Genomic DNA, 23,126 nt, shown 5'->3' with positions numbered 1-23,126 from the left:
GCCTGCATGGACCTCAAGCCGCTGGTCACGCTGCTTGCGATCGTCAATCCGCTGGCGATCGTCCCCTTCTTCATCCACTACACCAACGGCTTCTCGCGCGCGCAGCGTCGCCACACGGTGGTGGTGGCTTCGTTCACCGCCTTCCTGGTGATCGCATCGAGCGCGCTGCTCGGGCTGCAGATCCTGGCCTTCTTCGGCATCTCGCTCGCGAGCTTCCAGGTGGGCGGCGGATGCTGCTGCTGACCAGCGCATTGAACATGCTCAGCGCGCAACCGGCCGAGGCCAAGCGCGATGGCGCCGAACTGGCCGAAGGCGCGGAGAAGGCGGCGATGGGCGCCAGCATCGCGGTGGTGCCGCTCACCATCCCGCTGCTGACCGGGGCCGCCACGATCTCCACCGTCGTGATCTACGCCGAGCAGGCCCACACCGCGCTGCAGCTGTTGCTGCTGGTGGGCTACGGCGTGGTCGTCGCGCTGGCCACCGCGGCGTGCTTCTCGCTCGCCGACCTGATCGCGCGCGTGCTGGGGCGCACCGGCATCAACGTGATGACGCGTCTGATGGGGCTGATCCTGGCCGCGCTGGCCGTGGAGGTGATGGCGCTGGGCTTGCTGAAGCTGTTCCCGGCGCCCGGCCACTAGGTGGCGGGGCGCGGCAGGCGGCGCAGCAGCTGGTTGCTGGTGTTGCGAAGGCGCTGGGCGAGCAGCTGCGTGATCTTCACCAGCAGCTTGGCGCCCACCGCCGGCTGCTCGCGGATCAGGCCCGCGAGGGCCGCGCGGGTGAGGATCGCGGCCTCGACTTCGCCCAGCGCCCAGCAACTCGCATAGCGCGGCTCGCCATCGAGCATCGACATCTCACCGAGCACCGCGCCCGGCCGCAGCACCGCGACGCGCGCGTTCTCGTCGACCGGCCGCAGGGTGTCCGGATCGAGCTTGTGCTTGCCGACATCCACGGTGCCGGACAGCAGCAGCAGCATCCAGTCGCTGGGATCGTTCTCGGCGATCAGCACCTGCCCCTGCCGCGCGCGCACGCGCAGCATCGCGCGACCCAGGATGTCGGCTTCCTCGGCGGCGAAGTCCTGCAGCAGCGCCGAGTCCCGAAGCAGCCCCGGCACCTGCGACAGATGCTCGCAGCGCCCGAGCAGTTCCAGCCCGGAGGCACGCACTGCATCCTCGACCGAGCGGCGCGGCGCCACCGCCGTGACCAGCCGTGCCGCTTCGTCGGTATCGGGGCGTTTGCTCATCGCGGCTGCCGCACCTGGCGCAACCACTGGCCGATGTCCGCGGCAGCGGCATCGGTCGCGGCGGTGAGCGCACGCACGCCGCCCGACGCATCGGCCGTGGGCGCGACGCCTTCGACGGAGATGCTGCGCTGGCCCAGCAACTGCTCGCCGCTGCCGGTGGTGGCCAGCAACGTCGCGCGCAGGCGCACCACGCCGCGGCTGCGGGAGGCGCTGTCGAAGACCTGGGCGAACTCCTCCAGCTCCAGCCGCAGCAGGTACAGGGCGCCGAGGTTCTGCCGGTCCAGCGCGGCGCTCTCGTCCAGCGTGAGGACCGGCCGCTCGCGCCCGAGCTGCTCGCGCAGGCGCTGGCGCACCAGTTGCGGCGGAGGCGCGCTCCACCGCGACTGCGAGTAGGCACGCAGCTCGTGGTCGTCGGAATAGGCAAGGCGGTACAGCACCGCGGAGCTGTCGAGCGCACCCGAAGCCTCGATGTCGGGCAGGATCAGGGGCACGCGCGGATCGGCCTGGGGCGCCTGCACGGCGACCCGCTGCGTCGGCCCCATGTCGAACAGCACGGGGCGCTGCGGCTTGTCGATGAAACCGGAGCAGCCGGCCAGCAGCGACAGCGCGGCGAAGGTGGCAAGGGCGAGCGGACGCATGCGGGTCATTGGGCAGCTCCTGCGGCGGGGGCGACGAAGCCGGTCTCGCCCGGTCCGGGGTCGATGCGGCCAGTGCCGAAGATCAACGACTGCGGGTTGTCGTTGATGCCGTTGACGGTGCGACTGAGCTGGCGCACCGCGCGCGAGGTGTCCTCGGTGGCGCGGTTGATGCGCGGCAGCGTGGCGGCGCTGAAGGAGTCGGCCGCATGCGACAGCGCCTGCGTGCCGGCCGCGAGCCGGTCGACCGGCCCGCCCTTCTCGTTCAGGCGCTGGGCCGTCAGCCCGATCTGGTGGACCGCGGCGCCGGCCTCGTCCGACGTGTGGCGCAGCGAGGCCATGGTGCCGTCGATGCGCTTGACCAGCGACGGGATGTCCACGTTGTGCGGGCCCAGCTGCGCCGTGAGGATGGCGTCCATGTTGGTGCTCAGCTTGCTGATGTTGGCTGCCGCCTGGGCAACGTTGTCGACGGCGCTCGTGAGGCCCTTCTGGTTCTTCTCGTCCAGCAGCGTGTCCACGCGTGCGCTGATCTGCTCAACCTGGTCGAGGATCTTCTCGCCCTTCTCCGTGAGCTTGCTGAGCAGGCCTGGACGCAGCGGGATCCGCGGCGGGGCGGCATCGTTGGGCTGCAGCAGCGGCGCGGGCTTGCCGCTGTCGTCGAGCTGCACGAAGGCCAGGCCCGTGACGCCCTGGAACGACAGGGTCGCGAAGGTCTCGGTGCTGACCGGTGCGCCGTGCGCGATCTCGAGGCGCACCAGCACGTTGCCCTGGGCCTTGGGGTCGAAGCCGATGCTGGTGACCTTGCCCACGTCCACGCCGCGGTAGCGCACGGGCGCCTGCTCCTGCAGTCCCGTCACCGCCTCGTGGGTGGAGATCTCGAACAGGTCGCGCTCGCCGGAGTCACGCGTCAGCCAAGCGCCCAGGAACAGCAGCAGCGCGGTGAGCGCCACCACGAACAGTCCGGCAGCGAGGGCGTGGGCCTTGTTTTCCATGCGGGGTGCCTCCTAAACGGCGAACGGGTACTCGCGCAGCAGCTCCATCGCCCGCTGGCCGCGCTGGCCCAGGAAGAAGTCGTGCACGAACGGATGCTGGAACGCGATCACGTCCTTGGGTGCGGCATTGACGATCACGCGCCGGTCGGCGAGCACCGCCACGCGCGTGGACAGCTCGAAGAGCGTGTCGAGGTCGTGCGTGACCATCACCACGGTGAGCGCCAGGTCGCGATGCAGCGATCGCAGCAGCGTGACGAAGCCATCGGAACTCTCCGGGTCGAGGCCGGCCGTGGGCTCGTCCAGCAGCAGCAGCGGCGGATCCATCACCAGCGCGCGCGCCAGCGCCACCCGCTTGATCATGCCGCCCGAGAGATCCGCCGGCATCTTGGTCGCGTCCTCGGGGCGCAGGCCCACCATCTGCAGCTTGACCATCGCGGCCTCGCGCACCAGGGGCCCCGGCAGCGTGCGCAGTTCGCGCAGCGGGAATGCGATGTTCTCCAGCACGCTGAAGGCAGAGAACAGCGCGCCGTGCTGGAACAGCATGCCGATGCGGGCCGACGCGCCGCGCGCGGTGAGTTCGTGCACGGGCTGGCCGAGCACGCGGATGTCGCCCGCGGCCGGACGTTCCAGACCCAGGATCTGCCGCAGCAACACGGTCTTGCCCGTCCCCGAGCCGCCGACCAGCGAAATGACCTCGCCCCGCTCGACCGTGAAATCCAGGTTGTCGTGCACGACGAACTCGCGGCCCGGCGACTGGAAGACGGTGCGCAGCCCACGGATGGCGACCATCGGCGTGCCGGCTGCGGGGACGGGGGCGACGTCGCGATCCATCAGAAGCCCACGTTCTGGAACGCGATGGCGAACAGCGCGTCGACCAGGATCACCACCGTGATCGAGGTGACCACCGAGGACGTGGTGCCCGCGCCCAGGCTCTGCGTGTTGGGCTGCACGCGCAGTCCGTAGTGGCAGCCGATCAGCGCGATCAGCAGCCCGAACCCGACGGACTTGGCACTGGCCAGCACCAGGTTGCCGATCTGCACCGCCTGCGGCAACGCGCGCAGGAAGAAGGTGGGCGTGATGCCCAGCGAGATGTCGGAGGCGAGCATGCCACCGGCCAGCGCGCTGAAGGTGGTCCAGATGCTGATCAGCGGCATGGTGATCGCCAGCGCCAGCGCGCGCGGCAACACGAGGCGGAAGCTGTGGGAGATGCCCATGACGCTCATCGCATCGAGCTCGTCCGTCACGCGCATCACGCCGATCTGCGCGGTGATCGACGATCCCGAGCGGCCCGCGACCAGGATCGCCGCCAGCATCGGCCCGAGCTCGCGGATCAGCGCGACACCCAGGATGTTGACGATGAAGGCGTCGGCGCCGAACTGCCGCAGCTGCTTCGCGGTGAGGTAGGCCAGCACCACGCCGATGAGGAAGCCGACCAGGGCGGTGATGGGCAGCGCCGTGACGCCGATGTGGTACAGGTGGCCGGACAGGTCGCGCCACGGACCTTCGTGCGGCGCACGCGCGAGTCGCAGCGCGTTGATCGCCAGCTGGCCCGTGAGGCGCACGAACTCGCCCAGCGCATGCAGCTTGTCGAGCACCGCTTCGCCGAGCCCGAGATAGCGCGTGCGCAGGCCGGGGCGCGTCCGCGGCCGCGCCGGCTCGCAGGTGAACTCCGCGACCCGGTCCAGCACCGCGCGCTGTGGCGGCAGCAGTTCGAGGCGGGAGGGCTCCGTGTGATGCCACGTGTCCCACAGCAATTGCGCGCCCACGTGGTCGAGCTGGTCGGCCTGGCGCAGGTCCCATGCGGCATCGCGCTGCACGCCGGCCAGGCCCCGTTGCAGCTGGCCCAGCAGGCCGCGCTCCGCGAAACGCGCTGCGGTCCAGTGCCCCAGCAGCCGGACGCGCGTGGTGCCGTCGTCGGTCTGCAGCTCGAGGCGGGGCGTCGTCGTTTCGGGCATGTGGGGTCGGGGGAAGCTGCGATGCTAAAGGCAGAGGTGCAAGCCGTGGGGCCATGGGGCTCGACCGGATTGGCGTGGCAACTGCAAGGCATAGACTGGTGCACCTCCTCCAGAAGATCCCCTCGATGAACGCCCCCGACTCCACCCGTACTGCAGCGTTGGCCTCGATCGACCACTGGGTCGACGGCCGCATCGTCCCCGGCCAGAGTGGCCGCAGTGCCGACGTCTTCAATCCCGCCACCGGCTCCGTCACTGGCAAGGTGGCGCTGGCCAGCGCCGCCGAAGTGGCCAAGGCCGTCGCGTCGGCGCAGGCCGCGTTCCCGAAATGGGCCGACACGCCGCCGATCCGGCGCGCGCGGGTGATGTTCAAGTTCCTCGAGCTGCTGAACCGCCACCGCGACGAACTCGCTCGCGCGATCACGGCTGAACACGGCAAGGTGTTCACCGATGCACAGGGCGAGGTGACGCGGGGCATCGATGTCGTCGAGTTCGCCTGCGGCATCCCGCAGCTGCTCAAGGGCCAGTACACCGACCAGGTGTCCACCGGCATCGACAACTGGACGATGCGGCAGCCGCTGGGCGTCGTGGCGGGCATCACGCCGTTCAACTTCCCGGTGATGGTGCCGATGTGGATGTACCCGGTGGCCATCGCGGCGGGCAACAGCTTCATCCTCAAGCCCAGCCCGCTGGACCCCACGCCGTCGCTGATGATGGCGCGCCTGCTGAAGGAGGCGGGGCTGCCCGATGGCGTGTTCAACGTCGTGCAGGGTGACAAGGACGCCGTGGATGCGCTGCTGGAGCATCCGGACGTGAAGGCTTTGTCCTTTGTCGGCTCCACGCCCATTGCGCAGAAGATCTACGAGACGGGCGCGCGCCACGGCAAGCGCGTACAGGCCCTGGGCGGCGCGAAGAACCACATGGTGGTGATGCCCGACGCCGACCTGGACCAGGCCGTCGATGCATTGATCGGATCCGCGTTCGGCTCGGCCGGCGAGCGCTGCATGGCGATCTCGGTGGGCGTGCTGGTGGGCAGCGCGGCGGACAAGATCCTGCCGATGCTGGCCAGGCGCACGCAGGAGCTGAAGATCAAGAACGGTACCGAGCTGGATGCCGAGATGGGCCCGATCGTCAGCAGCGTCGCACACCAGCGCATCACGGGCTACATCGGACAGGGGGCGCAGGAGGGCGCGAAGCTGGTCGTGGACGGCCGCTCGTTCCAGGGCGCCAAGGCCGGCGCGGGTTGCGACAACGGGTTCTGGATCGGCGGCACGCTGTTCGACAACGTGACCCCCGAAATGAAGATCTACAAGGAGGAGATCTTCGGCCCGGTGCTGGGCTGCATGCGCGTGAAGGACCTGGCCGAGGCGGTGGACCTGATCAACGCGCACGACTACGGCAACGGCGTCTCGTGCTTCACGCGCGACGGCAACGTGGCGCGCGAGTTCTCGCGCCGCGTGCAGGTCGGCATGGTGGGCATCAACGTGCCGATCCCGGTGCCCATGGCGTGGCACGGCTTCGGCGGCTGGAAGAAGAGTCTGTTCGGCGACATGCACGCCTATGGCGAAGAGGGCGTGCGCTTCTACACCAAGCAGAAGTCGATCATGCAGCGCTGGCCCGAGAGCATCGGGAAAGGTGCCGAGTTCGTGATGCCGACGGCCAAGTAAGCTTGGCGGGGTGAGCGACACCACCTTCGATTACGTGATCATCGGCGCGGGCACCGCGGGGTGCCTGCTCGCCAATCGCCTCTCGGCCGACCCATCGAAGCGGGTGCTGATGATCGAGGCAGGATCCAAGGACGACTACCACTGGATCCACATCCCGGTCGGCTACCTGTACTGCATCGGCAACCCGCGCACCGACTGGCTGTTCCACACCGAGGCCGACGAGGGCCTCAACGGCCGCAAGCTGCGTTATCCGCGCGGCAAGACGCTGGGCGGCAGCTCCAGCATCAACGGCATGATCTACATGCGAGGCCAGGCGCGCGACTACGACCAGTGGGCGCAACTGACCGGCGACGACCGCTGGCGGTGGGACAACTGCCTGCCGTCCTTCAAGAAGCACGAGGACTTCTACAAGGGCGCCGACGACCTGCACGGCGTTGGCGGCGAATGGCGCGTGGAACGCCAGCGGCTGCGCTGGGACATCCTCGACGCCTTCGCACAGGCCGCGCAGCAGGCCGGCATCCCGCACACCGAGGACTTCAATCGCGGCAGCAACGAGGGCGTCGGCTACTTCCAGGTCAACCAGAAGAACGGCTGGCGCTGGAACACCGCCAAGGCCTTCCTTCGCCCGATCTGCTACGGCCGGCCGAACTTCGAGATGTGGACCAATGCCCACGTCAAGCAGCTGCGCATCGAGACGCTCGCCGATGGCACGCGGCGGTGCATCGGCGCGCAGGTGTGGACCGGCAAGGAGATGGTGGAAGTCGATGCCGAATGCGAGGTGCTGCTGTGCGCTGGCAGCATCGGCTCGCCGCAATTGCTGCAGCTCTCGGGCATCGGCCCGGCCGACCTGCTGCAGCGGCATGGCATCCCGGTCGTGCAGGACCTGCCCGGGGTCGGCGCCAACCTGCAGGACCACCTTCAGATCCGCGCGGTGTTCAAGGTGCAGGGCGTGCAGACGCTCAACACGCTGGCCAACAGCTGGCTGGGCAAGGCGCGCATCGGCCTGCAGTACGCGCTGACGCGCAGCGGTCCGATGAGCATGGCGCCTTCGCAGCTCGGGGCGTTCACGCGCAGCACGCCGGACCAGCCCTGGCCCAACGTCGAGTACCACGTCCAACCCCTGAGCCTGGACGCCTTCGGGGAGCCGCTGCATCCGTTCAACGCCTTCACGGCGAGCGTGTGCAACCTCAATCCCACCAGCCGCGGCAGCGTGCGCATCCGCAGCCCACGCTTCGACGAGCCGCCGGCGATCGCGCCGTGCTACCTGAGCACGCCCGAGGACCGGCAGGTGGCGGCCGACTCGCTTCGCCTCACGCGCCGAATCGTGGCGCAGCCGGCGCTGGCGAAATACCAGCCGCAGGAATGGAAACCCGGCCTGCAGTACCAATCCGACGAGGAGCTCGCGCGCCTGGCTGGGGACATCGCGACCACCATCTTCCATCCCGTGGGCACGACGAAGATGGGGCGTGCGGACGATCCGATGGCGGTGCTGGATGCACAGCTTCGCGTGCGCGGCGTGCAGGGCCTGCGGGTGGTGGACGCTGGCGCGATGCCCACCATCACCAGCGGCAACACCAACTCGCCGACGCTGATGATGGCGGAGAAGGCGGCCGAGTGGATCGTGCGCGACGCTAGAAGCGCCGGCTGACGCGCAGCGCCACGTCCTCGATGGTCAGCGCCGGCTGCCGCACCGTGCCGAACAGCGAGCCCGCGCGGTACACCGGCACGGCATCGCTGGCACCCTGCGTCAGGCGCGCGGCTTCGATCTCCCACGACCACGGCGACTCCGCACGGCGGCCGATCAGGCGCAGTGCCCACTGGTGCTTGCGGGCGCCGGTGAACGACGACGCGTCCAGCAAACCCCGGTAATCGACCTGCAGCCGGTGCCGCACGCTCACGCGCGCGTCGGCCTCCAGCCGCGCCTGCCAACTATTCGCCGGGGCGAAGGTGGGACTGGCCCAGCGCAGGCCAACGAGCGCGGCGCTCGACGTTTCGTCCAGGCCGCCGGCGCTGGACGTGCTCTCGATCTCGCGTCGGTTCAGCAGCCACTGCGACGTCAACCAGGCCTCGCCCCATGCGCGCGGCGCAAGGGGCCGCCACAGCAGGTCTGCGGCCAGTTCGGTCTGCCGCGTCGTGGTGGAAGAGGCGCCCCGGCCTGGGTGCGGCCGTCGTAGTCGATCGGCGCGCCGGCCAGCGACACCGCGCCAGTGAGGGCGCCTCCGCCGGGAAGACCCCTCGTGGCCTGGCCGCGGACTTGCCCGAGCCAGCCGCGTTCGGTCAGCAGCGTGCCGCCGTCGGCGGTGTGTTCCGCCAGCCTGCGATGCACCAGCCCTGCGCTTGCCTCGAAAGACACGCCGGTGCCTTGCGCCTGCACGGTCGCGCAGGCCGCGAGCGTGGCAATTCCGAACACGGTCCTGGGCATCAAGGCCGGGTCTCCAGCTGAGCGATCGACAGGACCTTGGATGCCATGGAACTCTTCCCTCGTTGAACGGACGGCGCTGCGCCCGCCGGGCACTGTAGCGCAGCAGTCCAAGCGGGCGGGCGCTGCACGCGGGTGTGTGGTGGGCGTGCCGCACGGGCTGATCTGCCGGGTATCCCCCAATGCACTAGCCAGGTGCATCCGTTAGAGTCGCGGCACTCGCGAGCGGACCTGGTCCGTGCAAGGGCGAGGGACCGAGGAGACAAGTAGAACACGACAACGATTGCAACGGCATCGGTTCGATGTCTTCCCAAGGCGCCGGCGATCCCGGCGCCTTTGTTTTTGGAACGCTTCGATAATGGGCCGATGGATGACATCGTTCGCCAGGCCATCGCCAAGTGGCCGAACGTGCCGCACTGCTACGGATGGCTGGGGCTCGATGGGCGCGGCCAATGGTTCATGCGGGACGATCGCACGCAGGCCGCAGGTCCTTTCCCGCAGTCGCGCGGATCCCTGCTGCGGCACGACAAGCTGATCGAGTTCATCCACCGCAACTACGAGCGCGACGCCAGCGGTTGCTGGTTCTTCCAGAACGGCCCGCAGCGCGTGTACGTGGAACTCGAGGCGGCGCCGCTGGTGCTGCGCATCGGTTCGGGGCCACAGCTGACGACGCACACCGGTGAATCGCTCGCCGCGCGCGGGACCTTGGTCGACGAGCAGGGCCGGCTCTTCGCCATCACCGACCGGGGGCTGGGCCTGGTGCACACGCTCGACATGCACGCCGCCGCGGACCTGGTAGAGCAGGGCCTGTGGACGCCGGAGCCCGTTCGCTCGGACGACCTGCCTCAGCGCTTCGGCCACGTGCTCAGCCCGGCAGCGCACAAGGCGAGCCGCGCTACGGCCCCGTCGTGAACCTGAAGGTGCGGGTGAATGCGGCGCCGTTGTTGGTGCCGGCGACGGTGACCTCGTAGGCGGTGTTCGCGTCCAGCGGCGCATCGGCGGCCACGTAAGCCTCGTTGGCGCCATAGGACCGCTGCGGGTCGTTCGCGGCGGTGATCGCCGCGCGCAAGGCGACTCGGCCGCCCGTGCGCGTGTTGGTCATGCTCGCCGCTGTCACCGCCAACGTGTTGCCGGGCCGCGTGGCGATGTACACGCTGGTCCCCAGCGGGTTCATCGTCAGGTCGCGCCCCGGGACGGGGTCTGGCGATTCGTTGGTCAGTTGCCGGTCGGCGCCCGTCGTGCCTTCGCACGGATAGGTGAGGACGTCATTTGAGGCCAGCAGCTGCGGCCCGGCCTGCAGCGTGTACGCACCATCCCACTGCAGCAGCACGCGCGGCGTCAGCGTCCCCGTATCGCGGGAGGAGCGCACCGCGACGCCGGCCTCCCGCATGCCGGACATGAGCCCCTGCAGGTGGTAGGGCGCATTCAACAGGTTGCGGATGCCCTCGACGCCAAAGCCGGTCTTGTCATCGCGTCCAGTCTCGCCCGTGATCTCGTCGACTGCGCCGCCCATGTCCGTGTATTGCTGGAACGCGAAGCGGTCGACCATCGTGGTGCCGGTGAACCCGGAGGGGTAGACGGCCCGGTCCTCGGTGTGCGTGAAGAGGTCGTTCACCAACTGGTAGTCGGCGTGGGCCCGCGCTGCCGCGTCGAGCTTCGTGTTCTGCGCCAGCACGCCGAAGCCGCAGCGGCCACGCTCTGCATTGAGGAACTGGAATGCAGCGAGTTCTTCGGACCCTTGCGCATAGTTCGGCGTCGGTGCAGCCGTAGCCAGCCCACCGCCTGATCCTTGGGCTCCTGAAATCCCGGTTTGGCTGGACCCACCCGGACCTGGCGTGGGGCCGGTCGATCCCGAGTCGTTGCCGCCGCCGCACGCTGCCAGCAGGAATGCCAGCAAGACGGCCGAGGTGCGGGCTGCGGTCCGGTTCGTTGACATGGTCGAACTCTCCACGACGCGATCGCCGCGTGATCCCGGCAAGCAGCGCTGCCAGATGTAGGAGAGGCGCCCGGGCATGCACCCGAGCTGGCTGCGCAAACAGAAAAGCCGGTCATCGACCGGCCTTCCATTGCTGCGCCGAGGCGCTTACTTCGCGGCGCCCACCATGTAGTCGACCGCGGCCTTGACGTCGGCGTCGGGAGCCGAGCTGCCACCCTTGGGCGGCATCGCGCCCTTGCCCTTGAGGGCCGAGTTGTACAGCGTGGCCACGCCCTGGGCGATGCGCGGCTGCCATGCAGCCTTGTCGCCGAACTTGGGTGCGCCCGCCACGCCGGCCGCATGGCAGGCGACGCAGACCTGCTTGTACAGGCCTTCGCCGTTCCCTGCGGCAGGGGCAGCTGCTGCAGGCGCAGCAGCGGCGACCGTCTGGGCCGCAGGCGCAGCGGCAGCGGGGGCTGCTGCGGGGGTCGGCGTCGCGGCAGCGGGTGCGGCAGCCTCAGTGGCGCCGGCCTGCTTGCCAGCCGCGGGAGCCGGTTGCTTAGGCTCCGGGAAATTGGCGCCTGCGGCGTTGGCCATGTAGGCCACCGCGCGCGCAACTTCCGTGTCCTCGAAGTCGCCGCCGCCTTGGGCCGGCATCGCACCCTTGCCGTGCAGCGCCGAGTTCACCAGGGAATCGAAGCCGGTCTTGATGCGCGCGCCCCATGCCGCGGCATCGCCGAACTTGGGCGCGCCCGCCACGCCTGCCGAGTGGCAGGTGGTGCACTGGGCCTTGAACACTTCCTCGCCCGTCTTCAGCGGGCGGTTGGCATCGCGGATCTCCACGGTGCCGACCTTGCGGATCCGCTGCGCGACGCCGCGCTCCATGTCCTGCGCGGTGACACCGCCCAGGCTGTAGGCCTCGGCCTGGGTGGCGCCCGCGGGCTTGTTCTCCGACGTCACATAGGCCACGAAGCCCATGATGATGGCAACGGGCACCACGAATGCGAAGAACACCGTCAACAGCAGTTGCTTGGGGGTCTTGATCGGGCCGGTGTGGGCTTCTTCCTGCGTGTTGTCGCTCATGGCGTCCTCAAGTCGTGCGCGGGCTGCAAAACAACCTTCGATTATAGCTGTGAGGTTTTGTGTCACTCTTCATCCGGACGAGCCGCGACCGTGACCGCCGGCTTGGGCGATAATGCGCGACCTCTCTCGCAGCGGCTGTAGCTCAGTGGATAGAGTATTGGCCTCCGAAGCCAAGGGTCGTGGGTTCGATCCCCGCCAGCCGCGCCACTTTCCCCCATCTTGAAATCCGCGCCTTCCGCGCGAAGCGATGCATCGAAGGATGCAGCGCCGCGATGCTGCGCGCGCCTCGTTCCACTCTCGCAGCCATCACCTTGCGATCCGTGCGGACAAAAAAAACGCTCACCGAAGTGAGCGTTTTGCGAGTTGGTTGCGCGGGCAAGATTTGAACTTGCGACCTTTGGGTTATGAGCCCAACGAGCTACCAGGCTGCTCCACCGCGCGTCAGAGATGTTGATTATAGATTAAGAAGCGCTGTTCGACGACTCAGCGGCTTCGCTTTCGACGGGCTCCGGACGGTCGACCAGTTCGACCAGCGCCATCGGCGCGTTGTCGCCGACGCGGAATCCCATCTTCAGGATGCGGGTGTAGCCGCCCGGACGCGCCTTGTAGCGCGGGCCCAGTTCGGTGAACAGCTTGGTGACCATCTCGCGGTCGCGCAGGCGGTCGAAGGCCAGGCGCTTGTTGGCGAGCGTGGGCTCCTTGCCCAGCGTGATCATCGGCTCGACGACGCGGCGCAGTTCCTTCGCCTTCGGCACGGTGGTCTTGATCACCTCGTGCTGGAGCAGCGAATTCATCATGTTGCGCAGCATCGCGAGGCGGTGCTCGCTGGTGCGATTGAGTTTGCGGAGGCCGTGGCCGTGACGCATGGTGATTTCCTTTCCGTTCTAGTCACCCAGCCGTGTCAGGTACTGGGCGGTTCATCATCGAAGCGAAGGCCGAAGCCTTCTCTTCGTTCTTTGCGCCTCAGCGCTTGTCCAGGCCGGCGGGCGGCCAGGACTCCAGCTTCATGCCGAGCGTGAGCCCGCGCGAAGCCAGCACTTCCTTGATCTCGTTGAGCGACTTGCGGCCCAGGTTCGGGGTCTTGAGCAGCTCGTTCTCGGTGCGCTGGATCAGGTCGCCGATGTAGTAGATGTTCTCGGCCTTCAGGCAGTTGGCCGAGCGCACCGTCAGTTCGAGCTCGTCGACCGGACGCAGCAGAATCGGGTCGAACTGCTGCGAGCTGCGCTGCACCGGCTGGTCGAAGGCGGCCAGTTCGCTGCCCTCCAGCTGCGCGAACACGGCAAGCTGCTCGACCAGGATCTTGGCGGAGGCGCGCACGGCGTCCTCGGCGGTGATCGCACCGTTGGTTTCGATCTCGACGACCAGCTTGTCCAGGTCGGTGCGCTGCTCGACGCGGGCGCTCTCGACCGTGTAGCTCACGCGCTTGACCGGCGAGAACGATGCGTCGAGGACGATGCGGCCGATGGACTTGGTCGGCTCGTCGGCGTAGCGACGCATCGTGCCCGGCACGTAGCCACGGCCCTTCTCGACCTTGATCTGCATGTCGATCTTGCCGCCCTGCGACAGGTGCGCGATGACATGGTCGGGATTGATGATCTCGACGTCGTGCGGCGTCTGGATGTCGGCGGCCGTGACCAGGCCTTCGCCGTCCTTGCGCAGCGAGAGGGTGACCTCGTCGCGGTTGTGGAGCTTGAACACCACGCCCTTGAGGTTCAGCAGGATGCTGACCACGTCTTCCTGCACGCCGTCGATGGACGAGTACTCGTGCAGGACGCCGGCGATCGTGACTTCGGTGGCCGCATACCCGACCATCGACGACAGCAGCACGCGGCGCAGCGCGTTGCCCAGCGTGTGGCCGTAGCCGCGCTCGAAGGGCTCCAGCGTCACCTTGGCCCGGTTGGGACCGAGCTGCTCGACGTTGATGGCTTTGGGTTTCAGCAGGTTCGTTTGCATGCAGGACTTCCTCTCAATACCCCCGGCTCGTTACACCGGTAAGGCTGGGGCCCCTTCCACCGTGCCCGGTGGGGGAACAAAAATCTTCGAAGGACAAGGCTGCGCAGCAGCCTTGTTCACTCCTCCCGTATCCGCGCTTAACGCGAATACAGTTCGACGATCAGCGATTCGTTGATGTCGGCACCGAACTCGTCGCGATCCGGGACCTTCTTGAAGGTGCCCTCGGCCTTGTCGGCATTGACCTCGACCCAGGCCGGGATGCCGACCTGCTGGGCCAGCTGCAGTGCCTCGACCACGCGGTTCTGCTTCTTCGACTTCTCGCGCACGGCGATGACGTCGCCGGTCTTGACGAGGTACGACGGGATGTTCACCGGCTGGCCATTGACCGTGATCGCCTTGTGCGACACCAGCTGGCGCGCCTCGGCGCGGGTGGAACCGAAGCCCATGCGGTACACCACGTTGTCCAGGCGGGACTCGAGCAGGAACAGCAGGTTGGCGCCTGAGTTGCCCTTGCGGCGGTTGGCTTCCTCGAAGTAGCGGCGGAACTGCTTTTCCAGCACGCCGTACATGCGCTTGACCTTCTGCTTCTCGCGCAGCTGCAGGCCGAAGTCGCTGGTGCGCTGGCCCGAGGTGCGGCCATGCTGGCCGGGCTTGGAGTCGAACTTGGCCTTGTCGCTGATCGAGCGGCGGGCGCTCTTCAGGAACAGGTCCGTGCCTTCGCGGCGGGAGAGTTTGGCCTTGGGGCCGAGATAACGTGCCACTTTCTCTTTCCTTCAAATGACTACCGCGGCCTGATGCCGCGGGAGCTGGCGGCGAGTGCGCTGCCAGCGGTGGGCTTCACGAGGACACGGCTGCCGAAGGCTGCCGTGTTATCGCCTGTTTAAATACGACGACGCTTCTGCGGACGGCAGCCGTTGTGCGGCACCGGCGTCACGTCGGAGATCGAGTTGATGCGGATGCCCAGTGCGCCGAGCGCGCGGACGGCCGACTCACGACCCGGGCCGGGGCCCTTGATCTCGACGTCCAGGTTCTTGATGCCCTGCTCGATGGCAGCGCGGCCGGCCACTTCGGACGCCACCTGGGCGGCGAACGGGGTCGACTTGCGCGAGCCCTTGAAGCCCTGGCCGCCCGAGGACGCCCAGCTCAGGGCGTTGCCCTGGCGGTCGGTGATCGTGATGATCGTGTTGTTGAAGGACGCGTGCACGTGCGCGACGCCGTCGGACACGTTCTTGCGGACCTTCTTGCGCACACGCTGCGCGGCGTTGTTGACGGGAGCCTTGGCCATGTCAGTTCTCTTTCCCGGTTATTTCTTGAGCGCCTGGGCAGCCTTGCGCGGACCCTTGCGGGTCCGTGCGTTGGTGCGGGTGCGCTGGCCGCGCATCGGCAGGCCACGGCGATGGCGGAAGCCACGGTAGCAGCCGATGTCCATCAGCCGCTTGATGTTCATCGTGGTCTCGCGGCGCAGGTCACCTTCGATCGTGATCTTGGCGATCTGGTCGCGGATCTTCTCGAGGTCGGCGTCAGAGAGGTCCTTGACCTTCTTCGAATAGGCGATGCCGCAGGCCTCGCAGATCAGGCGGGCGCGGGTGCGGCCGATGCCGTAGATCGCCGTGAGGCCGATCTCGGCGTGTTGGTGCGGCGGAATGTTGATGCCAGCGATACGTGCCATGGTTCTACTTTCCTAAATCTCGATCAACCCTGGCGCTGCTTGTGGCGCGGGTCGGTGCAGATCACGCGGACGACGCCCTTGCGGCGGATGATCTTGCAGTTGCGGCAGATCTTCTTGACGGAAGCCGAAACTCTCATTTGTCTTTCTCCTAAATCTCTCTCAACCTGTCCGGGCTCAGCTGGCCCTGATGACGATGCGTGCCCGCGACAAGTCGTTGGGCGTCAATTCCACGGTGACCCTGTCACCAGGCAGGATGCGGATCGCTTGCATCCGCATCGTCTGGACGATGCTTCCGAGCACCACGTGCCCGTTTTCCAGCTTCACGCGGAAGGTTGCATCGGAGAGGTTTTCGACCACCTCGCCCTGCATCTGGATCGCATCGTCCTTGGCCATCTCTCCCCGGTCAGCCGCCGAGCGATGTCTTGAAGTTCGCCTTCTTCAACAACGACTCGTACTGCTGGCTCATGAGGTAGTTCTGCACCTGGGCCATGAAGTCCATCGTCACGACCACGATGATCAGCAGCGAGGTGCCGCCGAAGTAGAACGGGACGTTGTATTTCAGGATCAGGATCTCGGGCAGCAGGCAGACGAAGGTGATGTACACCGCGCCGGCGAGCGTCAGCCGCACCAGGATCTTGTCGATGTAGCGGGCCGTCTGGTCACCAGGGCGGATGCCCGGGATGAACGCACCGCTCTTCTTCAGGTTGTCGGCGGTCTCGCGGCTGTTGAACACCAGCGCCGTGTAGAAGAAGCAGAAGAACACGATCGCGCCCGCATAAAGCAGCGTGTAGATCGGCTCGCCGGGGCGCAGCATCGAAGCCACGTCGCGCAGCCACCGCATCGAATCGCCGGTCGAGAACCAGCTGACCACCGTGGCGGGCAGCAGGATGATCGACGACGCGAAGATCGGCGGGATCACGCCGGCCATGTTCAGCTTCAGCGGCAGGTGCGACGACTGGCCACCGTAGACCTTGTTGCCGACCTGCCGGCGCGCGTAGTTCACCAGGATCTTGCGCTGGCCGCGTTCGATGAACACCACCAGGTAGGTCACGGCCGCGACGACGATGACGATGAACAGGGCCACCAGGATGCTCATCGCACCCGTGCGCACCAGCTCCAGCAGGCCACCGATCGCCGCCGGCATGCCTGCGGCAATGCCACCGAAGATCAGGATCGAGATGCCGTTGCCCAGGCCGCGCTCGGTGATCTGCTCGCCCAGCCACATCAGGAACATGGTGCCGGCCGTGAGGCTCACCACCGCGGTCATGCGGAAGCCGAAGCCCGGAGTGAGCACCAGTCCCGGCGACGCCTCCAGCGCCATGGCAATGCCCAGCGACTGGAACAGCGCCAGGCCTAGCGTGCCGTAGCGGGTGTACTGCGTGATCTTGCGGCGGCCGGCCTCGCCCTCTTTCTTCAGCTGCTCGAACGTGGGCACCACGTAGGTCAGCAGCTGCATGATGATCGAGGCCGAGATGTACGGCATGATCCCCAGCGCGAACACGGTGAACCGCGACAGCGCGCCGCCCGAGAACATGTTGAACAGGCTCAGGATGCCGCCCTGCTGGCCCTTGAACAGCTGCTGCAGCTGGCCGGGGTCGATGCCGGGCACCGGGATGTGCGCGCCGACGCGGTAGACCACCAGCGCCAGCAGCAGGAACACCAGCCGGCGACGCAGGTCGCCGAACTTGCCGGTCTTCGCGAGTTGTGCTGCGTTCGTGGCCACTTCAGTCCTTCGTCACGTGCGCGATCAGGCCAGGCTGCCGCCGGCCGCCTCGATGGCAGCCTTGGCACCCGCGGTGGCACCGATGCCGGTCAGCTTGACCGCGCGCTTGAGCTCGCCCGACTTGATGACCTTCACGTTCTGGACGATCTGCGGCACCAGCTTGGCGGTCTTCAGCGCCAGCAGGTCCACTTCGCCCTGGCCCAGCATCTCGAGCTGCGTCAGGGTGATCTCGCCGTTGAACTTCAGCGACTGCGACTTGAAGCCGCGCTTGGGCAGGCGACGCTGCAGCGGCATCTGGCCGCCTTCGAAGCCGACCTTGTGGTAGCCGCCCGAGCGGGACTTCTGGCCCTTGTGGCCGCGACCCGCGGTCTTGCCCAGGCCCGAGCCGATGCCACGGCCGACGCGGCGGCGTGCCTTGCGGGCGCCGGGAGCCGACTTGAGGGAATTGAGTTCCATGTTCAGAGCACCTTCACCAGGTAGGCGATCTTGTTGATCATGCCGCGCACTGCCGGGCTGTCCTGCAGTTCGGAGACCGAGTTCAGCTTGCGCAGGCCGAGGCCGCGCACGGTGGCGCGGTGCGATTCCTTGGTGCCGATGGGGCTGCGCACCAGCTGCACCTTGACCGTGTTTTGTTGGGTGGCCATGTCGATTGCTCCGATCAGGCGGCGAACAGGTCTTCGACCGACTTGCCGCGCTTGGCCGCCACTTCCGAAGGAGTGGTGGAGTTCTTCAGCGCGTCGAAAGTTGCACGGACCATGTTGTACGGGTTGGTCGAACCGTGGCTCTTGGCCACGATGTCGGTGATGCCCATCACTTCGAACACGGCACGCATCGGGCCGCCGGCGATGATGCCGGTGCCCTTGGGAGCCGGAGCCATCATCACGCGGGCCGCGCCGTGGTGGCCGACGACGTTGTGGTGGATGGTGCCGTTCTTCAGCGACACCTTGGTCATGTTGCGGCGGGCCTCTTCCATCGCCTTCTGCACGGCAGCAGGCACTTCCTTGGACTTGCCCTTGCCCATGCCGACGCGGCCGTCGCCATCGCCAACCACGGTCAGTGCGGCGAAGCCGAGGATCCGGCCGCCCTTCACCACCTTGGTGACGCGGTTGACCGCGATCATCTTTTCCTTGAGACCGTCTTCCGGGCCGTCCGCCTGGCGGTTCGCTTGAATTCTTGCCATCTTGGTTTCCGTGTCCGTTAGAACTGCAGGCCCGCTTCGCGGGCGGCATCGGCCAGCGCCTTGACGCGGCCGTGGTAAGCGAAGCCCGAGCGGTCGAAGGCGACCTTCTCGACGCCGGCGGCCTTGGCGCGTTCGGCGATCAGCTTGCCGACGCGCTGCGCGGCAGCGGCATTGCCGCCCTTGCCGGAGCCACCGAGTTCCTTGCGCAGGTCGACCTGCGCGGTGGAAGCGGAGGCCAGCACCTTGCTGCCGTCGCCGGAGACCACGGAGGCGTAGATGTGCAGGTTGGTCCGGTTGACCATCAGGCGCGCGACACCCTGGGTGGCGATGCGGATGCGGGTCTGGCGGGCCCGGCGAAGACGCTGCTCTTTCTTGTTCAACATCATTCGCTCCTTACTTCTTCTTGGTTTCCTTGATCGTGATCTTCTCGTCCGCGTAGCGGATCCCCTTGCCCTTGTAGGGCTCGGGCGGACGGATGGCACGAATCTCGGCGGCGACCTGGCCGACGCGCTGGCGGTCGGCACCCTTCACGACGATTTCCGTCGGGCCGGGGGTCTGGACTGTGATGCCGGCGGGCATCTCCTTGTTGACGGCGTGCGAGAAGCCCACCGCCAGGTTCAGCTTGTTACCCTGCGCGGTGGCCTTGAAGCCCACGCCCACCAGGGACAGCTTCTTCTCGAAGCCCTTGGTCACGCCCTGCACCATGTTGTTCACCAGCTGGCGCATGGTGCCGCTCATGGCATTGGCTTCGCGCGACTCGTCGGCCGGCACGAACGACAGCTTGCCGTCCTTGCTGGCGACCTTCACCAGGGCGTTCTGGGCCAGCGACAGCGTGCCGCCCGCGCCCTTGACGCTGATCTGGTCTTCCTTGATCTGCACGTCGACGCCCTGCGGGACGGCGACCGGCATCTTTCCTACTCGGGACATTTCTCGTTCCTTCCCTTTAGGCCACGTAGCACAGCACTTCGCCGCCGACGCCGGTAGCGCGGGCCTTGCGGTCGGTCATCACGCCCTTGGGGGTGGTGACGATGGCAACGCCGAGGCCGTTCTGCACCTGCGGGATCGCGTCGCGACCCTTGTAGACGCGCAGGCCGGGGCGGCTGACGCGCTCGATGCGCTCGATCACGGGGCGGCCGGCGTAGTACTTCAGCGAGATCTCGAGCTCGCTCTTGTTGCCGTCCTTCTTGACCTCGAAGCCGTCGATGTAGCCCTCGTCCTTCAGGACCTGGGCGATCGCGACCTTGAGGTTGGAAGCGGGCACGGTCACCGACGGCTTGGCCACCATCTGCGCATTGCGGATGCGGGTCAGCAGGTCGGCGATGGGATCACTCATGCTCATGTCTGTCTCTCCTCGCCGCTTACCAGCTGGCCTTGATCACGCCCGGGATGTCGCCGGTGAAGGCCATCTCGCGGATCTTGTTGCGGACCAGGCCGAACTGGCGGAACGTTCCGCGCGGACGGCCGGTGATCTCGCAGCGGTTGCGCTGGCGGGTGGGGTTCGCGTTGCGCGGCAGCTTCTGCAGCGCCAGGCGAGCGGCGGCGCGCTCTTCATCGCTCTTCTTGGCATCGCCGGCGATCGCCTTCAGTTCCGCGTGTTTCTTCGCGTACTGGGCAACCAGCTTGTCACGCTTGAGTTCGCGTTGGATCAAAGCAGTTTTGGCCACGATGCTCTCTCAGTTCTTGAACGGGAAACGGAAGCCGGCGAGCAGTGCCTTGCACTCGTCGTCGGTCTTGGCCGTGGTGGTGATGCTGATGTTCAGGCCGCGCAGGGCGTCCACCTTGTCGTACTCGATCTCGGGGAAGATGATCTGTTCCTTGACCCCGATGTTGTAGTTGCCACGGCCGTCGAACGCACGGCCCGAGATGCCGCGGAAGTCGCGCACGCGGGGCAGGGCCACGGTGACGAAGCGGTCCAGGAACTCGTACATCTTCACGCCACGCAGCGTGACCATGCAGCCGATGGCCTGGCCTTCGCGGATCTTGAAGCCGGCGATGGCCTTCTTGGCCTTGGTGACCACCGGCTTCTGGCCGGCGATCTTGGTCAGGTCGCCCACGGCGTTGTCCATGACCTTCTTGTCGGCCACGGCCTCGCTCACGCCCATGTTCAGCGTGATCTTGGTGAGGCGCGGCACCTCCATCGGCGACTTGTAGCCGAACTTGGTGGTCAGCTCGGGGACCACCTTCTCGCGGTAATGCTGTTGCAGTCGTGCGGTTGCCATGCTCATGCCACCTTGATTTCTTCGCCGCTGGACTTGAAGACGCGCACGCGCTTGTCGCCCTGGACCTTGACGCCGACGCGGTCGGCCTTGCCGGTGGCGGGATTGAAGATCGCCACGTTGGACTGGTGGATCGGCATGGCCTTCTCCACGATGCCGCCGGTGGTGCCCTTCATCGGGTTGGGCTTGGTGTGCTTCTTCACCAGGTTGATGCCCTCGACCACCACGCGCTCGTCGTCCTTGCGCAGGACCACCTTGCCGCGCTTGCCCTTGTCACGCCCCGCGAGGACGATGACCTCGTCGCCTTTGCGAATCTTGTTCATGTCGTCTCCTTACAGGACTTCCGGCGCCAGCGACACGATCTTCATGAAGCGCTCGGTGCGCAGCTCGCGCGTCACCGGCCCGAAGATGCGGGTGCCGATCGGCTCCAGCTTGTTGTTCAGCAGCACGGCGGCATTGCCGTCGAACTTCACGAGCGAGCCGTCGCCGCGGCGGATGCCCTTGGCGGTACGCACCACGACGGCGCTGTAGATCTCGCCCTTCTTGACGCGGCCACGCGGCGCGGCTTCCTTGATGCTCACCTTGATGATGTCGCCCACGCTGGCGTAGCGACGCTTGGAGCCACCGAGCACCTTGATGCAAAGTACGGACTTCGCGCCCGTGTTGTCGGCGACTTCGAGCCGGGATTCAGTCTGGATCATTGTGTGTGTCTTCCCAACTTGTCCCCGGCGCATGGCACCAGGGCAGTCTTGGGCCCGCCGTCGGCACCCGCAAACAGCTCGCAGGCGCCTTCGAATGGGCAGAACCTCGCCTGAAAATAGGCGAGCCCGCGATCATACCTTATCCACAGGTCCTGTCAACCACCCCGGTCCAAAGCGGGTTCAGGCGGGCGAGGTTCCGGGCAGGTAGCTGGCCGCCAGGGCGGCGAACTCGGCCGCGTGCGGATCGGTGCCGGTCTCCTCGCGCAGCACGGCGGCCACGGCCGGCGCCAGCTGGCCTGCCAGCCGCGCGTCCAGGAACAGCAGCCGCGACCGGCGGGCCAGGACGTCTTCGACCGTACGGGCGTACTCCTGCCGGGCGGCGAAGCGGACCATGGCTTCCGTCAAGCCGCCGCCCAGCACCCTGTCCGCGCCCGGGAGTGCCCGCACGGCCGCGGCCTCGCTGCCATACAGGTGCAGGCCCGGGGCGTCGCTGATCGGCACCGTTGCGCCAGCCGCCGGCTTTGCGCCTACCAGCGGCAGGTCCGTGGTGACCCCTGCGGCCGCTCGCGGCAGCAAGCGGTCCTGGAAGCAACGCTCGAGCACGTCCTCTGCCATTGCCCGGTAGGTGGTCCACTTGCCGCCCGTGACGGTGACCAGTCCCGAGCGGCTGACCAGCACCGTGTGCTCGCGACTGAGCGACTTGGTGGCTGCGCCGTCCTCGTCCTGCGGCTTCACCAGCGGACGCAGGCCAACCCAGATGCTGCGGATGTCCTTCTCCTGCGGCGCCCGCACCAGGTAGCGCCCGGCCTCGCCCAGGATGAACCCCAGTTCCTCGCGGAACGGTCGCGGCTCGCGCGGCAGGTCGGTGCGCGGCGTGTCGGTGGTGCCCAGGATCACCTTGCCCAGCCAGGGCACGCCGAACAGCACGCGGCCATCGGCCGTCTTGGGCACCATCAGCGCGTGGCGTCCCGGCAGGAACTCGCGATCGACCACCACGTGCACGCCCTGGCTGGGCGCCACGATCGGGCGATCCGTTCGCCCCACCGCCTGTCCGTCCTGCTGGCGGATCCGGTCCACCCACACGCCGGCCGCATTGACCACGCAACGCGCCCGCACCTCGAAGCACTGCCCCGACTCGCGGTCCTGGCCCACGAGGCCGACGACCCGCCCCTGCTCGTGCAGGAGGCCGGTCGCAGCGCAGTGGTTCACCAGCAGGGCGCCGCGCGATGCGGCCGTGCGGGCCAGTGCCACCGCCAGCCGCGCATCGTCGAACTGGCCGTCCCAGTATTCGACGCCGCCCTTCAGGCCGGCCGGCTGCACGGTCGGCAACGCCTCGAGCGTCGCCTGGCGGCCGAGGAAGCGCGTGGGCGCCAGGCCCGCCGCGCCCGCCAGCGCGTCATAGAGCTTCAGGCCGGCGCCGTAGAACGGCGTCTCCCAGATCTTGTACGACGGCATGACGAAGGCCAGCGGCTGCGCCAGGTGCGGCGCATTGCGCAGCAGCACCTTGCGCTCGTGCAGCGCCTCGCGCACCAGCGCCACGTTGCCCTGGGCCAGATAGCGCACGCCCCCATGCACCAGCTTCGTCGCCCGCGACGACGTGCCGCTGGCGAAGTCGTGCGATTCGAGCAGCACCACGGAGAACCCGCGTGCCGCCGCATCGAGCGCCACACCGAGCCCGGTGGCACCGCCGCCGATGATCGCGATGTCGTAGGTCTGGGAACGGCCCAGGGCGGCGAGCAAGTCTTGGCGCTGCATTGCCCCGCATTTTCGCCGATGGGCCA

32 protein-coding genes, 2 tRNA genes and 1 pseudogene are annotated in these 23,126 nt (G+C 67.6%); 6 read left to right on the top strand and 29 right to left on the bottom strand.

Features of this window, described 5'->3' with window-relative positions:
- The first annotated feature begins 6 nt into the window (after positions 1 to 6).
- A pseudogene (locus ACPWT1_RS05345) lies at positions 7 to 638 on the top strand (MarC family protein).
- Here ACPWT1_RS05345 and ACPWT1_RS05340 read toward each other — a convergent pair.
- The 5 genes from ACPWT1_RS05340 to ACPWT1_RS05320 are packed head-to-tail and all read right to left on the bottom strand — an operon-like array spanning position 635 to position 4,822.
- Positions 635 to 1,240, bottom strand: a complete 606-nt coding sequence (locus tag ACPWT1_RS05340; RefSeq protein WP_427914365.1) for a cyclic nucleotide-binding domain-containing protein — start codon at positions 1,238 to 1,240, stop codon at positions 635 to 637. The pseudogene ACPWT1_RS05345 and the gene ACPWT1_RS05340 sit on opposite strands and share 4 nt — an antisense overlap.
- Positions 1,237 to 1,887 carry an ABC-type transport auxiliary lipoprotein family protein gene (locus ACPWT1_RS05335; RefSeq protein ID WP_427914364.1) on the bottom strand — a complete coding sequence of 217 codons (651 nt, stop codon included), beginning with the start codon at positions 1,885 to 1,887 and terminating at the stop codon, positions 1,237 to 1,239. Before ACPWT1_RS05335 ends, ACPWT1_RS05340 begins: the two co-directional genes overlap by 4 nt.
- Positions 1,884 to 2,867 carry an MlaD family protein gene (locus ACPWT1_RS05330; RefSeq protein WP_427914363.1) on the bottom strand — a complete coding sequence of 328 codons (984 nt, stop codon included), beginning with the start codon at positions 2,865 to 2,867 and terminating at the stop codon, positions 1,884 to 1,886. Before ACPWT1_RS05330 ends, ACPWT1_RS05335 begins: the two co-directional genes overlap by 4 nt.
- A gap of 12 nt (positions 2,868 to 2,879) precedes the next feature.
- On the bottom strand, positions 2,880 to 3,698 hold the full coding sequence (locus ACPWT1_RS05325; RefSeq protein WP_427914362.1) for an ABC transporter ATP-binding protein: 819 nt from the start codon (positions 3,696 to 3,698) through the stop codon (positions 2,880 to 2,882).
- The gene (locus ACPWT1_RS05320) at positions 3,698 to 4,822 is read right to left on the bottom strand and encodes an MlaE family ABC transporter permease (RefSeq protein ID WP_427914361.1); all 1,125 of its coding nucleotides are present in this window, start codon (positions 4,820 to 4,822) and stop codon (positions 3,698 to 3,700) included. Before ACPWT1_RS05320 ends, ACPWT1_RS05325 begins: the two co-directional genes overlap by 1 nt.
- A gap of 125 nt (positions 4,823 to 4,947) precedes the next feature.
- Between ACPWT1_RS05320 and ACPWT1_RS05315 the strand changes: the two genes are divergently transcribed.
- Together ACPWT1_RS05315 and ACPWT1_RS05310 are read left to right on the top strand one after the other, a co-directional pair.
- A complete protein-coding gene (locus ACPWT1_RS05315; RefSeq protein WP_427914360.1) occupies positions 4,948 to 6,486 on the top strand; it encodes a CoA-acylating methylmalonate-semialdehyde dehydrogenase in 1,539 nt (512 codons plus the stop codon).
- A gap of 10 nt (positions 6,487 to 6,496) precedes the next feature.
- Positions 6,497 to 8,134, top strand: a complete 1,638-nt coding sequence (locus ACPWT1_RS05310; protein ID WP_427914359.1) for a GMC family oxidoreductase — start codon at positions 6,497 to 6,499, stop codon at positions 8,132 to 8,134.
- On the opposite strand, the gene ACPWT1_RS05305 is transcribed toward ACPWT1_RS05310, so the two are convergent.
- Positions 8,118 to 8,546, bottom strand: a complete 429-nt coding sequence (locus tag ACPWT1_RS05305) for a hypothetical protein (protein WP_427914358.1) — start codon at positions 8,544 to 8,546, stop codon at positions 8,118 to 8,120. The genes ACPWT1_RS05310 and ACPWT1_RS05305 overlap by 17 nt on opposite strands.
- Positions 8,543 to 8,911: a hypothetical protein gene (locus tag ACPWT1_RS05300; protein WP_427914357.1), complete on the bottom strand. Its 369-nt coding sequence runs from the start codon at positions 8,909 to 8,911 to the stop codon at positions 8,543 to 8,545. The genes ACPWT1_RS05305 and ACPWT1_RS05300 overlap by 4 nt, the downstream gene beginning before the upstream one ends.
- A 360-nt stretch (positions 8,912 to 9,271) precedes the next feature.
- On the opposite strand from ACPWT1_RS05300, the gene ACPWT1_RS05295 reads away from it, so the two are divergent.
- Positions 9,272 to 9,817: a DUF2946 family protein gene (locus ACPWT1_RS05295; protein ID WP_427914356.1), complete on the top strand. Its 546-nt coding sequence runs from the start codon at positions 9,272 to 9,274 to the stop codon at positions 9,815 to 9,817.
- Here the strand turns inward: ACPWT1_RS05295 and ACPWT1_RS05290 are convergent.
- Together ACPWT1_RS05290 and ACPWT1_RS05285 are read right to left on the bottom strand one after the other, a co-directional pair.
- A complete protein-coding gene (locus ACPWT1_RS05290) occupies positions 9,801 to 10,841 on the bottom strand; it encodes a CAP domain-containing protein (protein WP_427914355.1) in 1,041 nt (346 codons plus the stop codon). The two genes, ACPWT1_RS05295 and ACPWT1_RS05290, sit on opposite strands and share 17 nt — an antisense overlap.
- A gap of 147 nt (positions 10,842 to 10,988) precedes the next feature.
- Positions 10,989 to 11,903, bottom strand: coding sequence for a c-type cytochrome (locus ACPWT1_RS05285; RefSeq protein WP_427914354.1), 915 nt, complete (start codon positions 11,901 to 11,903; stop codon positions 10,989 to 10,991).
- Positions 11,904 to 12,034: 131 nt separating this feature from the next.
- Here ACPWT1_RS05285 and ACPWT1_RS05280 point away from each other — a divergent pair.
- Together ACPWT1_RS05280 and ACPWT1_RS05275 are read left to right on the top strand one after the other, a co-directional pair.
- Positions 12,035 to 12,110, top strand: a tRNA-Arg gene (locus tag ACPWT1_RS05280).
- Complete coding sequence (locus ACPWT1_RS05275) at positions 12,083 to 12,289, top strand: hypothetical protein (RefSeq protein WP_427914353.1); 207 nt, start codon at positions 12,083 to 12,085, stop codon at positions 12,287 to 12,289. Before ACPWT1_RS05280 ends, ACPWT1_RS05275 begins: the two co-directional genes overlap by 28 nt.
- Here ACPWT1_RS05275 and ACPWT1_RS05270 read toward each other — a convergent pair.
- The 20 genes from ACPWT1_RS05270 to ACPWT1_RS05175 all read right to left on the bottom strand — a co-directional run bounded on the left by ACPWT1_RS05270 (position 12,268) and on the right by ACPWT1_RS05175 (position 23,100).
- Positions 12,268 to 12,344, bottom strand: a tRNA-Met gene (locus tag ACPWT1_RS05270). The genes ACPWT1_RS05275 and ACPWT1_RS05270 overlap by 22 nt on opposite strands.
- Positions 12,345 to 12,364: 20 nt before the next feature.
- Positions 12,365 to 12,769: a 50S ribosomal protein L17 gene (gene rplQ, locus ACPWT1_RS05265; protein WP_427914352.1), complete on the bottom strand. Its 405-nt coding sequence runs from the start codon at positions 12,767 to 12,769 to the stop codon at positions 12,365 to 12,367.
- Between the two features lie 97 nt (positions 12,770 to 12,866).
- A complete protein-coding gene (locus ACPWT1_RS05260; RefSeq protein WP_427914351.1) occupies positions 12,867 to 13,856 on the bottom strand; it encodes a DNA-directed RNA polymerase subunit alpha in 990 nt (329 codons plus the stop codon).
- Positions 13,857 to 13,993: 137 nt separating this feature from the next.
- On the bottom strand, positions 13,994 to 14,617 hold the full coding sequence (gene rpsD, locus ACPWT1_RS05255; protein WP_427914350.1) for a 30S ribosomal protein S4: 624 nt from the start codon (positions 14,615 to 14,617) through the stop codon (positions 13,994 to 13,996).
- Positions 14,618 to 14,736: 119 nt separating this feature from the next.
- Positions 14,737 to 15,141 (bottom strand): 30S ribosomal protein S11, encoded by a 405-nt coding sequence (gene rpsK / locus ACPWT1_RS05250; protein ID WP_427914349.1) that lies wholly within the window; start codon positions 15,139 to 15,141, stop codon positions 14,737 to 14,739.
- Positions 15,142 to 15,159: 18 nt separating this feature from the next.
- Positions 15,160 to 15,525, bottom strand: coding sequence for a 30S ribosomal protein S13 (gene rpsM, locus ACPWT1_RS05245; RefSeq protein ID WP_427914348.1), 366 nt, complete (start codon positions 15,523 to 15,525; stop codon positions 15,160 to 15,162).
- 23 nt (positions 15,526 to 15,548) lie between these two features.
- Positions 15,549 to 15,662, bottom strand: coding sequence for a 50S ribosomal protein L36 (gene rpmJ, locus ACPWT1_RS05240; RefSeq protein ID WP_011481465.1), 114 nt, complete (start codon positions 15,660 to 15,662; stop codon positions 15,549 to 15,551).
- 37 nt (positions 15,663 to 15,699) lie between these two features.
- Complete coding sequence (infA, locus tag ACPWT1_RS05235) at positions 15,700 to 15,918, bottom strand: translation initiation factor IF-1 (RefSeq protein ID WP_427914347.1); 219 nt, start codon at positions 15,916 to 15,918, stop codon at positions 15,700 to 15,702.
- A gap of 10 nt (positions 15,919 to 15,928) precedes the next feature.
- Positions 15,929 to 17,248: a preprotein translocase subunit SecY gene (secY, locus tag ACPWT1_RS05230; protein ID WP_427914346.1), complete on the bottom strand. Its 1,320-nt coding sequence runs from the start codon at positions 17,246 to 17,248 to the stop codon at positions 15,929 to 15,931.
- 24 nt (positions 17,249 to 17,272) lie between these two features.
- Positions 17,273 to 17,704 (bottom strand): 50S ribosomal protein L15, encoded by a 432-nt coding sequence (gene rplO, locus ACPWT1_RS05225; protein WP_427914345.1) that lies wholly within the window; start codon positions 17,702 to 17,704, stop codon positions 17,273 to 17,275.
- A 2-nt stretch (positions 17,705 to 17,706) separates the two neighbouring features.
- On the bottom strand, positions 17,707 to 17,892 hold the full coding sequence (rpmD, locus tag ACPWT1_RS05220) for a 50S ribosomal protein L30 (protein WP_427914344.1): 186 nt from the start codon (positions 17,890 to 17,892) through the stop codon (positions 17,707 to 17,709).
- Between the two features lie 14 nt (positions 17,893 to 17,906).
- Entirely contained in the window at positions 17,907 to 18,428 is a 522-nt protein-coding gene (gene rpsE / locus ACPWT1_RS05215) for a 30S ribosomal protein S5 (protein WP_427914343.1), read from the bottom strand.
- A gap of 17 nt (positions 18,429 to 18,445) precedes the next feature.
- Entirely contained in the window at positions 18,446 to 18,811 is a 366-nt protein-coding gene (gene rplR, locus ACPWT1_RS05210) for a 50S ribosomal protein L18 (protein WP_427914342.1), read from the bottom strand.
- A gap of 10 nt (positions 18,812 to 18,821) precedes the next feature.
- On the bottom strand, positions 18,822 to 19,355 hold the full coding sequence (rplF, locus tag ACPWT1_RS05205) for a 50S ribosomal protein L6 (protein ID WP_427914341.1): 534 nt from the start codon (positions 19,353 to 19,355) through the stop codon (positions 18,822 to 18,824).
- 16 nt (positions 19,356 to 19,371) lie between these two features.
- Complete coding sequence (gene rpsH / locus ACPWT1_RS05200; protein WP_427914340.1) at positions 19,372 to 19,767, bottom strand: 30S ribosomal protein S8; 396 nt, start codon at positions 19,765 to 19,767, stop codon at positions 19,372 to 19,374.
- Between the two features lie 19 nt (positions 19,768 to 19,786).
- The gene (gene rpsN / locus ACPWT1_RS05195; RefSeq protein ID WP_427914339.1) at positions 19,787 to 20,092 is read right to left on the bottom strand and encodes a 30S ribosomal protein S14; all 306 of its coding nucleotides are present in this window, start codon (positions 20,090 to 20,092) and stop codon (positions 19,787 to 19,789) included.
- A 9-nt stretch (positions 20,093 to 20,101) separates the two neighbouring features.
- Positions 20,102 to 20,647 (bottom strand): 50S ribosomal protein L5, encoded by a 546-nt coding sequence (gene rplE, locus ACPWT1_RS05190; RefSeq protein ID WP_427914338.1) that lies wholly within the window; start codon positions 20,645 to 20,647, stop codon positions 20,102 to 20,104.
- Between the two features lie 2 nt (positions 20,648 to 20,649).
- On the bottom strand, positions 20,650 to 20,967 hold the full coding sequence (gene rplX, locus ACPWT1_RS05185; RefSeq protein ID WP_427914337.1) for a 50S ribosomal protein L24: 318 nt from the start codon (positions 20,965 to 20,967) through the stop codon (positions 20,650 to 20,652).
- Between the two features lie 9 nt (positions 20,968 to 20,976).
- Entirely contained in the window at positions 20,977 to 21,345 is a 369-nt protein-coding gene (gene rplN, locus ACPWT1_RS05180; RefSeq protein ID WP_427914336.1) for a 50S ribosomal protein L14, read from the bottom strand.
- 180 nt (positions 21,346 to 21,525) lie between these two features.
- Positions 21,526 to 23,100 carry an FAD-dependent oxidoreductase gene (locus ACPWT1_RS05175; protein WP_427914335.1) on the bottom strand — a complete coding sequence of 525 codons (1,575 nt, stop codon included), beginning with the start codon at positions 23,098 to 23,100 and terminating at the stop codon, positions 21,526 to 21,528.
- Positions 23,101 to 23,126 lie beyond the last annotated feature (26 nt).

This window comes from Ramlibacter sp. MMS24-I3-19, assembly GCF_050320135.1.
GTDB lineage: Bacteria > Pseudomonadota > Gammaproteobacteria > Burkholderiales > Burkholderiaceae_C > Ramlibacter.
Note: the sequence above shows the minus strand (reverse complement) of the source record. Positions and strands in the feature narration are given on the sequence as shown.

What these genes read in the sequence shown, in the direction of transcription:
- rplX (WP_427914337.1), bottom strand. Translation starts at nt 20,967, where the DNA reads ATGAACAAGATTCGCAAAGGCGACGAGGTCATCGTCCTCGCGGGGCGT.
- rpsH (WP_427914340.1), bottom strand. Translation starts at nt 19,767, where the DNA reads ATGAGCATGAGTGATCCCATCGCCGACCTGCTGACCCGCATCCGCAAT.
- rpmJ (WP_011481465.1), bottom strand. Translation starts at nt 15,662, where the DNA reads ATGAGAGTTTCGGCTTCCGTCAAGAAGATCTGCCGCAACTGCAAGATC.
- rplQ (WP_427914352.1), bottom strand. Translation starts at nt 12,769, where the DNA reads ATGCGTCACGGCCACGGCCTCCGCAAACTCAATCGCACCAGCGAGCAC.
- rpsE (WP_427914343.1), bottom strand. Translation starts at nt 18,428, where the DNA reads ATGGCAAGAATTCAAGCGAACCGCCAGGCGGACGGCCCGGAAGACGGT.
- rplR (WP_427914342.1), bottom strand. Translation starts at nt 18,811, where the DNA reads ATGTTGAACAAGAAAGAGCAGCGTCTTCGCCGGGCCCGCCAGACCCGC.
- ACPWT1_RS05260 (WP_427914351.1), bottom strand. Translation starts at nt 13,856, where the DNA reads ATGCAAACGAACCTGCTGAAACCCAAAGCCATCAACGTCGAGCAGCTC.
- rpsM (WP_427914348.1), bottom strand. Translation starts at nt 15,525, where the DNA reads ATGGCACGTATCGCTGGCATCAACATTCCGCCGCACCAACACGCCGAG.
- rplO (WP_427914345.1), bottom strand. Translation starts at nt 17,704, where the DNA reads ATGGAACTCAATTCCCTCAAGTCGGCTCCCGGCGCCCGCAAGGCACGC.
- ACPWT1_RS05320 (WP_427914361.1), bottom strand. Translation starts at nt 4,822, where the DNA reads ATGCCCGAAACGACGACGCCCCGCCTCGAGCTGCAGACCGACGACGGC.
- ACPWT1_RS05340 (WP_427914365.1), bottom strand. Translation starts at nt 1,240, where the DNA reads ATGAGCAAACGCCCCGATACCGACGAAGCGGCACGGCTGGTCACGGCG.
- ACPWT1_RS05290 (WP_427914355.1), bottom strand. Translation starts at nt 10,841, where the DNA reads ATGTCAACGAACCGGACCGCAGCCCGCACCTCGGCCGTCTTGCTGGCA.
- ACPWT1_RS05285 (WP_427914354.1), bottom strand. Translation starts at nt 11,903, where the DNA reads ATGAGCGACAACACGCAGGAAGAAGCCCACACCGGCCCGATCAAGACC.
- infA (WP_427914347.1), bottom strand. Translation starts at nt 15,918, where the DNA reads ATGGCCAAGGACGATGCGATCCAGATGCAGGGCGAGGTGGTCGAAAAC.
- rplE (WP_427914338.1), bottom strand. Translation starts at nt 20,647, where the DNA reads ATGGCAACCGCACGACTGCAACAGCATTACCGCGAGAAGGTGGTCCCC.
- ACPWT1_RS05315 (WP_427914360.1), top strand. Translation starts at nt 4,948, where the DNA reads ATGAACGCCCCCGACTCCACCCGTACTGCAGCGTTGGCCTCGATCGAC.
- ACPWT1_RS05295 (WP_427914356.1), top strand. Translation starts at nt 9,272, where the DNA reads ATGGATGACATCGTTCGCCAGGCCATCGCCAAGTGGCCGAACGTGCCG.
- rpmD (WP_427914344.1), bottom strand. Translation starts at nt 17,892, where the DNA reads ATGGCCACCCAACAAAACACGGTCAAGGTGCAGCTGGTGCGCAGCCCC.
- ACPWT1_RS05175 (WP_427914335.1), bottom strand. Translation starts at nt 23,100, where the DNA reads ATGCAGCGCCAAGACTTGCTCGCCGCCCTGGGCCGTTCCCAGACCTAC.
- ACPWT1_RS05330 (WP_427914363.1), bottom strand. Translation starts at nt 2,867, where the DNA reads ATGGAAAACAAGGCCCACGCCCTCGCTGCCGGACTGTTCGTGGTGGCG.
- ACPWT1_RS05335 (WP_427914364.1), bottom strand. Translation starts at nt 1,887, where the DNA reads ATGACCCGCATGCGTCCGCTCGCCCTTGCCACCTTCGCCGCGCTGTCG.
- rpsK (WP_427914349.1), bottom strand. Translation starts at nt 15,141, where the DNA reads ATGGCCAAGGCTCCCGTCAACAACGCCGCGCAGCGTGTGCGCAAGAAG.
- ACPWT1_RS05325 (WP_427914362.1), bottom strand. Translation starts at nt 3,698, where the DNA reads ATGGATCGCGACGTCGCCCCCGTCCCCGCAGCCGGCACGCCGATGGTC.
- rplN (WP_427914336.1), bottom strand. Translation starts at nt 21,345, where the DNA reads ATGATCCAGACTGAATCCCGGCTCGAAGTCGCCGACAACACGGGCGCG.
- rplF (WP_427914341.1), bottom strand. Translation starts at nt 19,355, where the DNA reads ATGTCCCGAGTAGGAAAGATGCCGGTCGCCGTCCCGCAGGGCGTCGAC.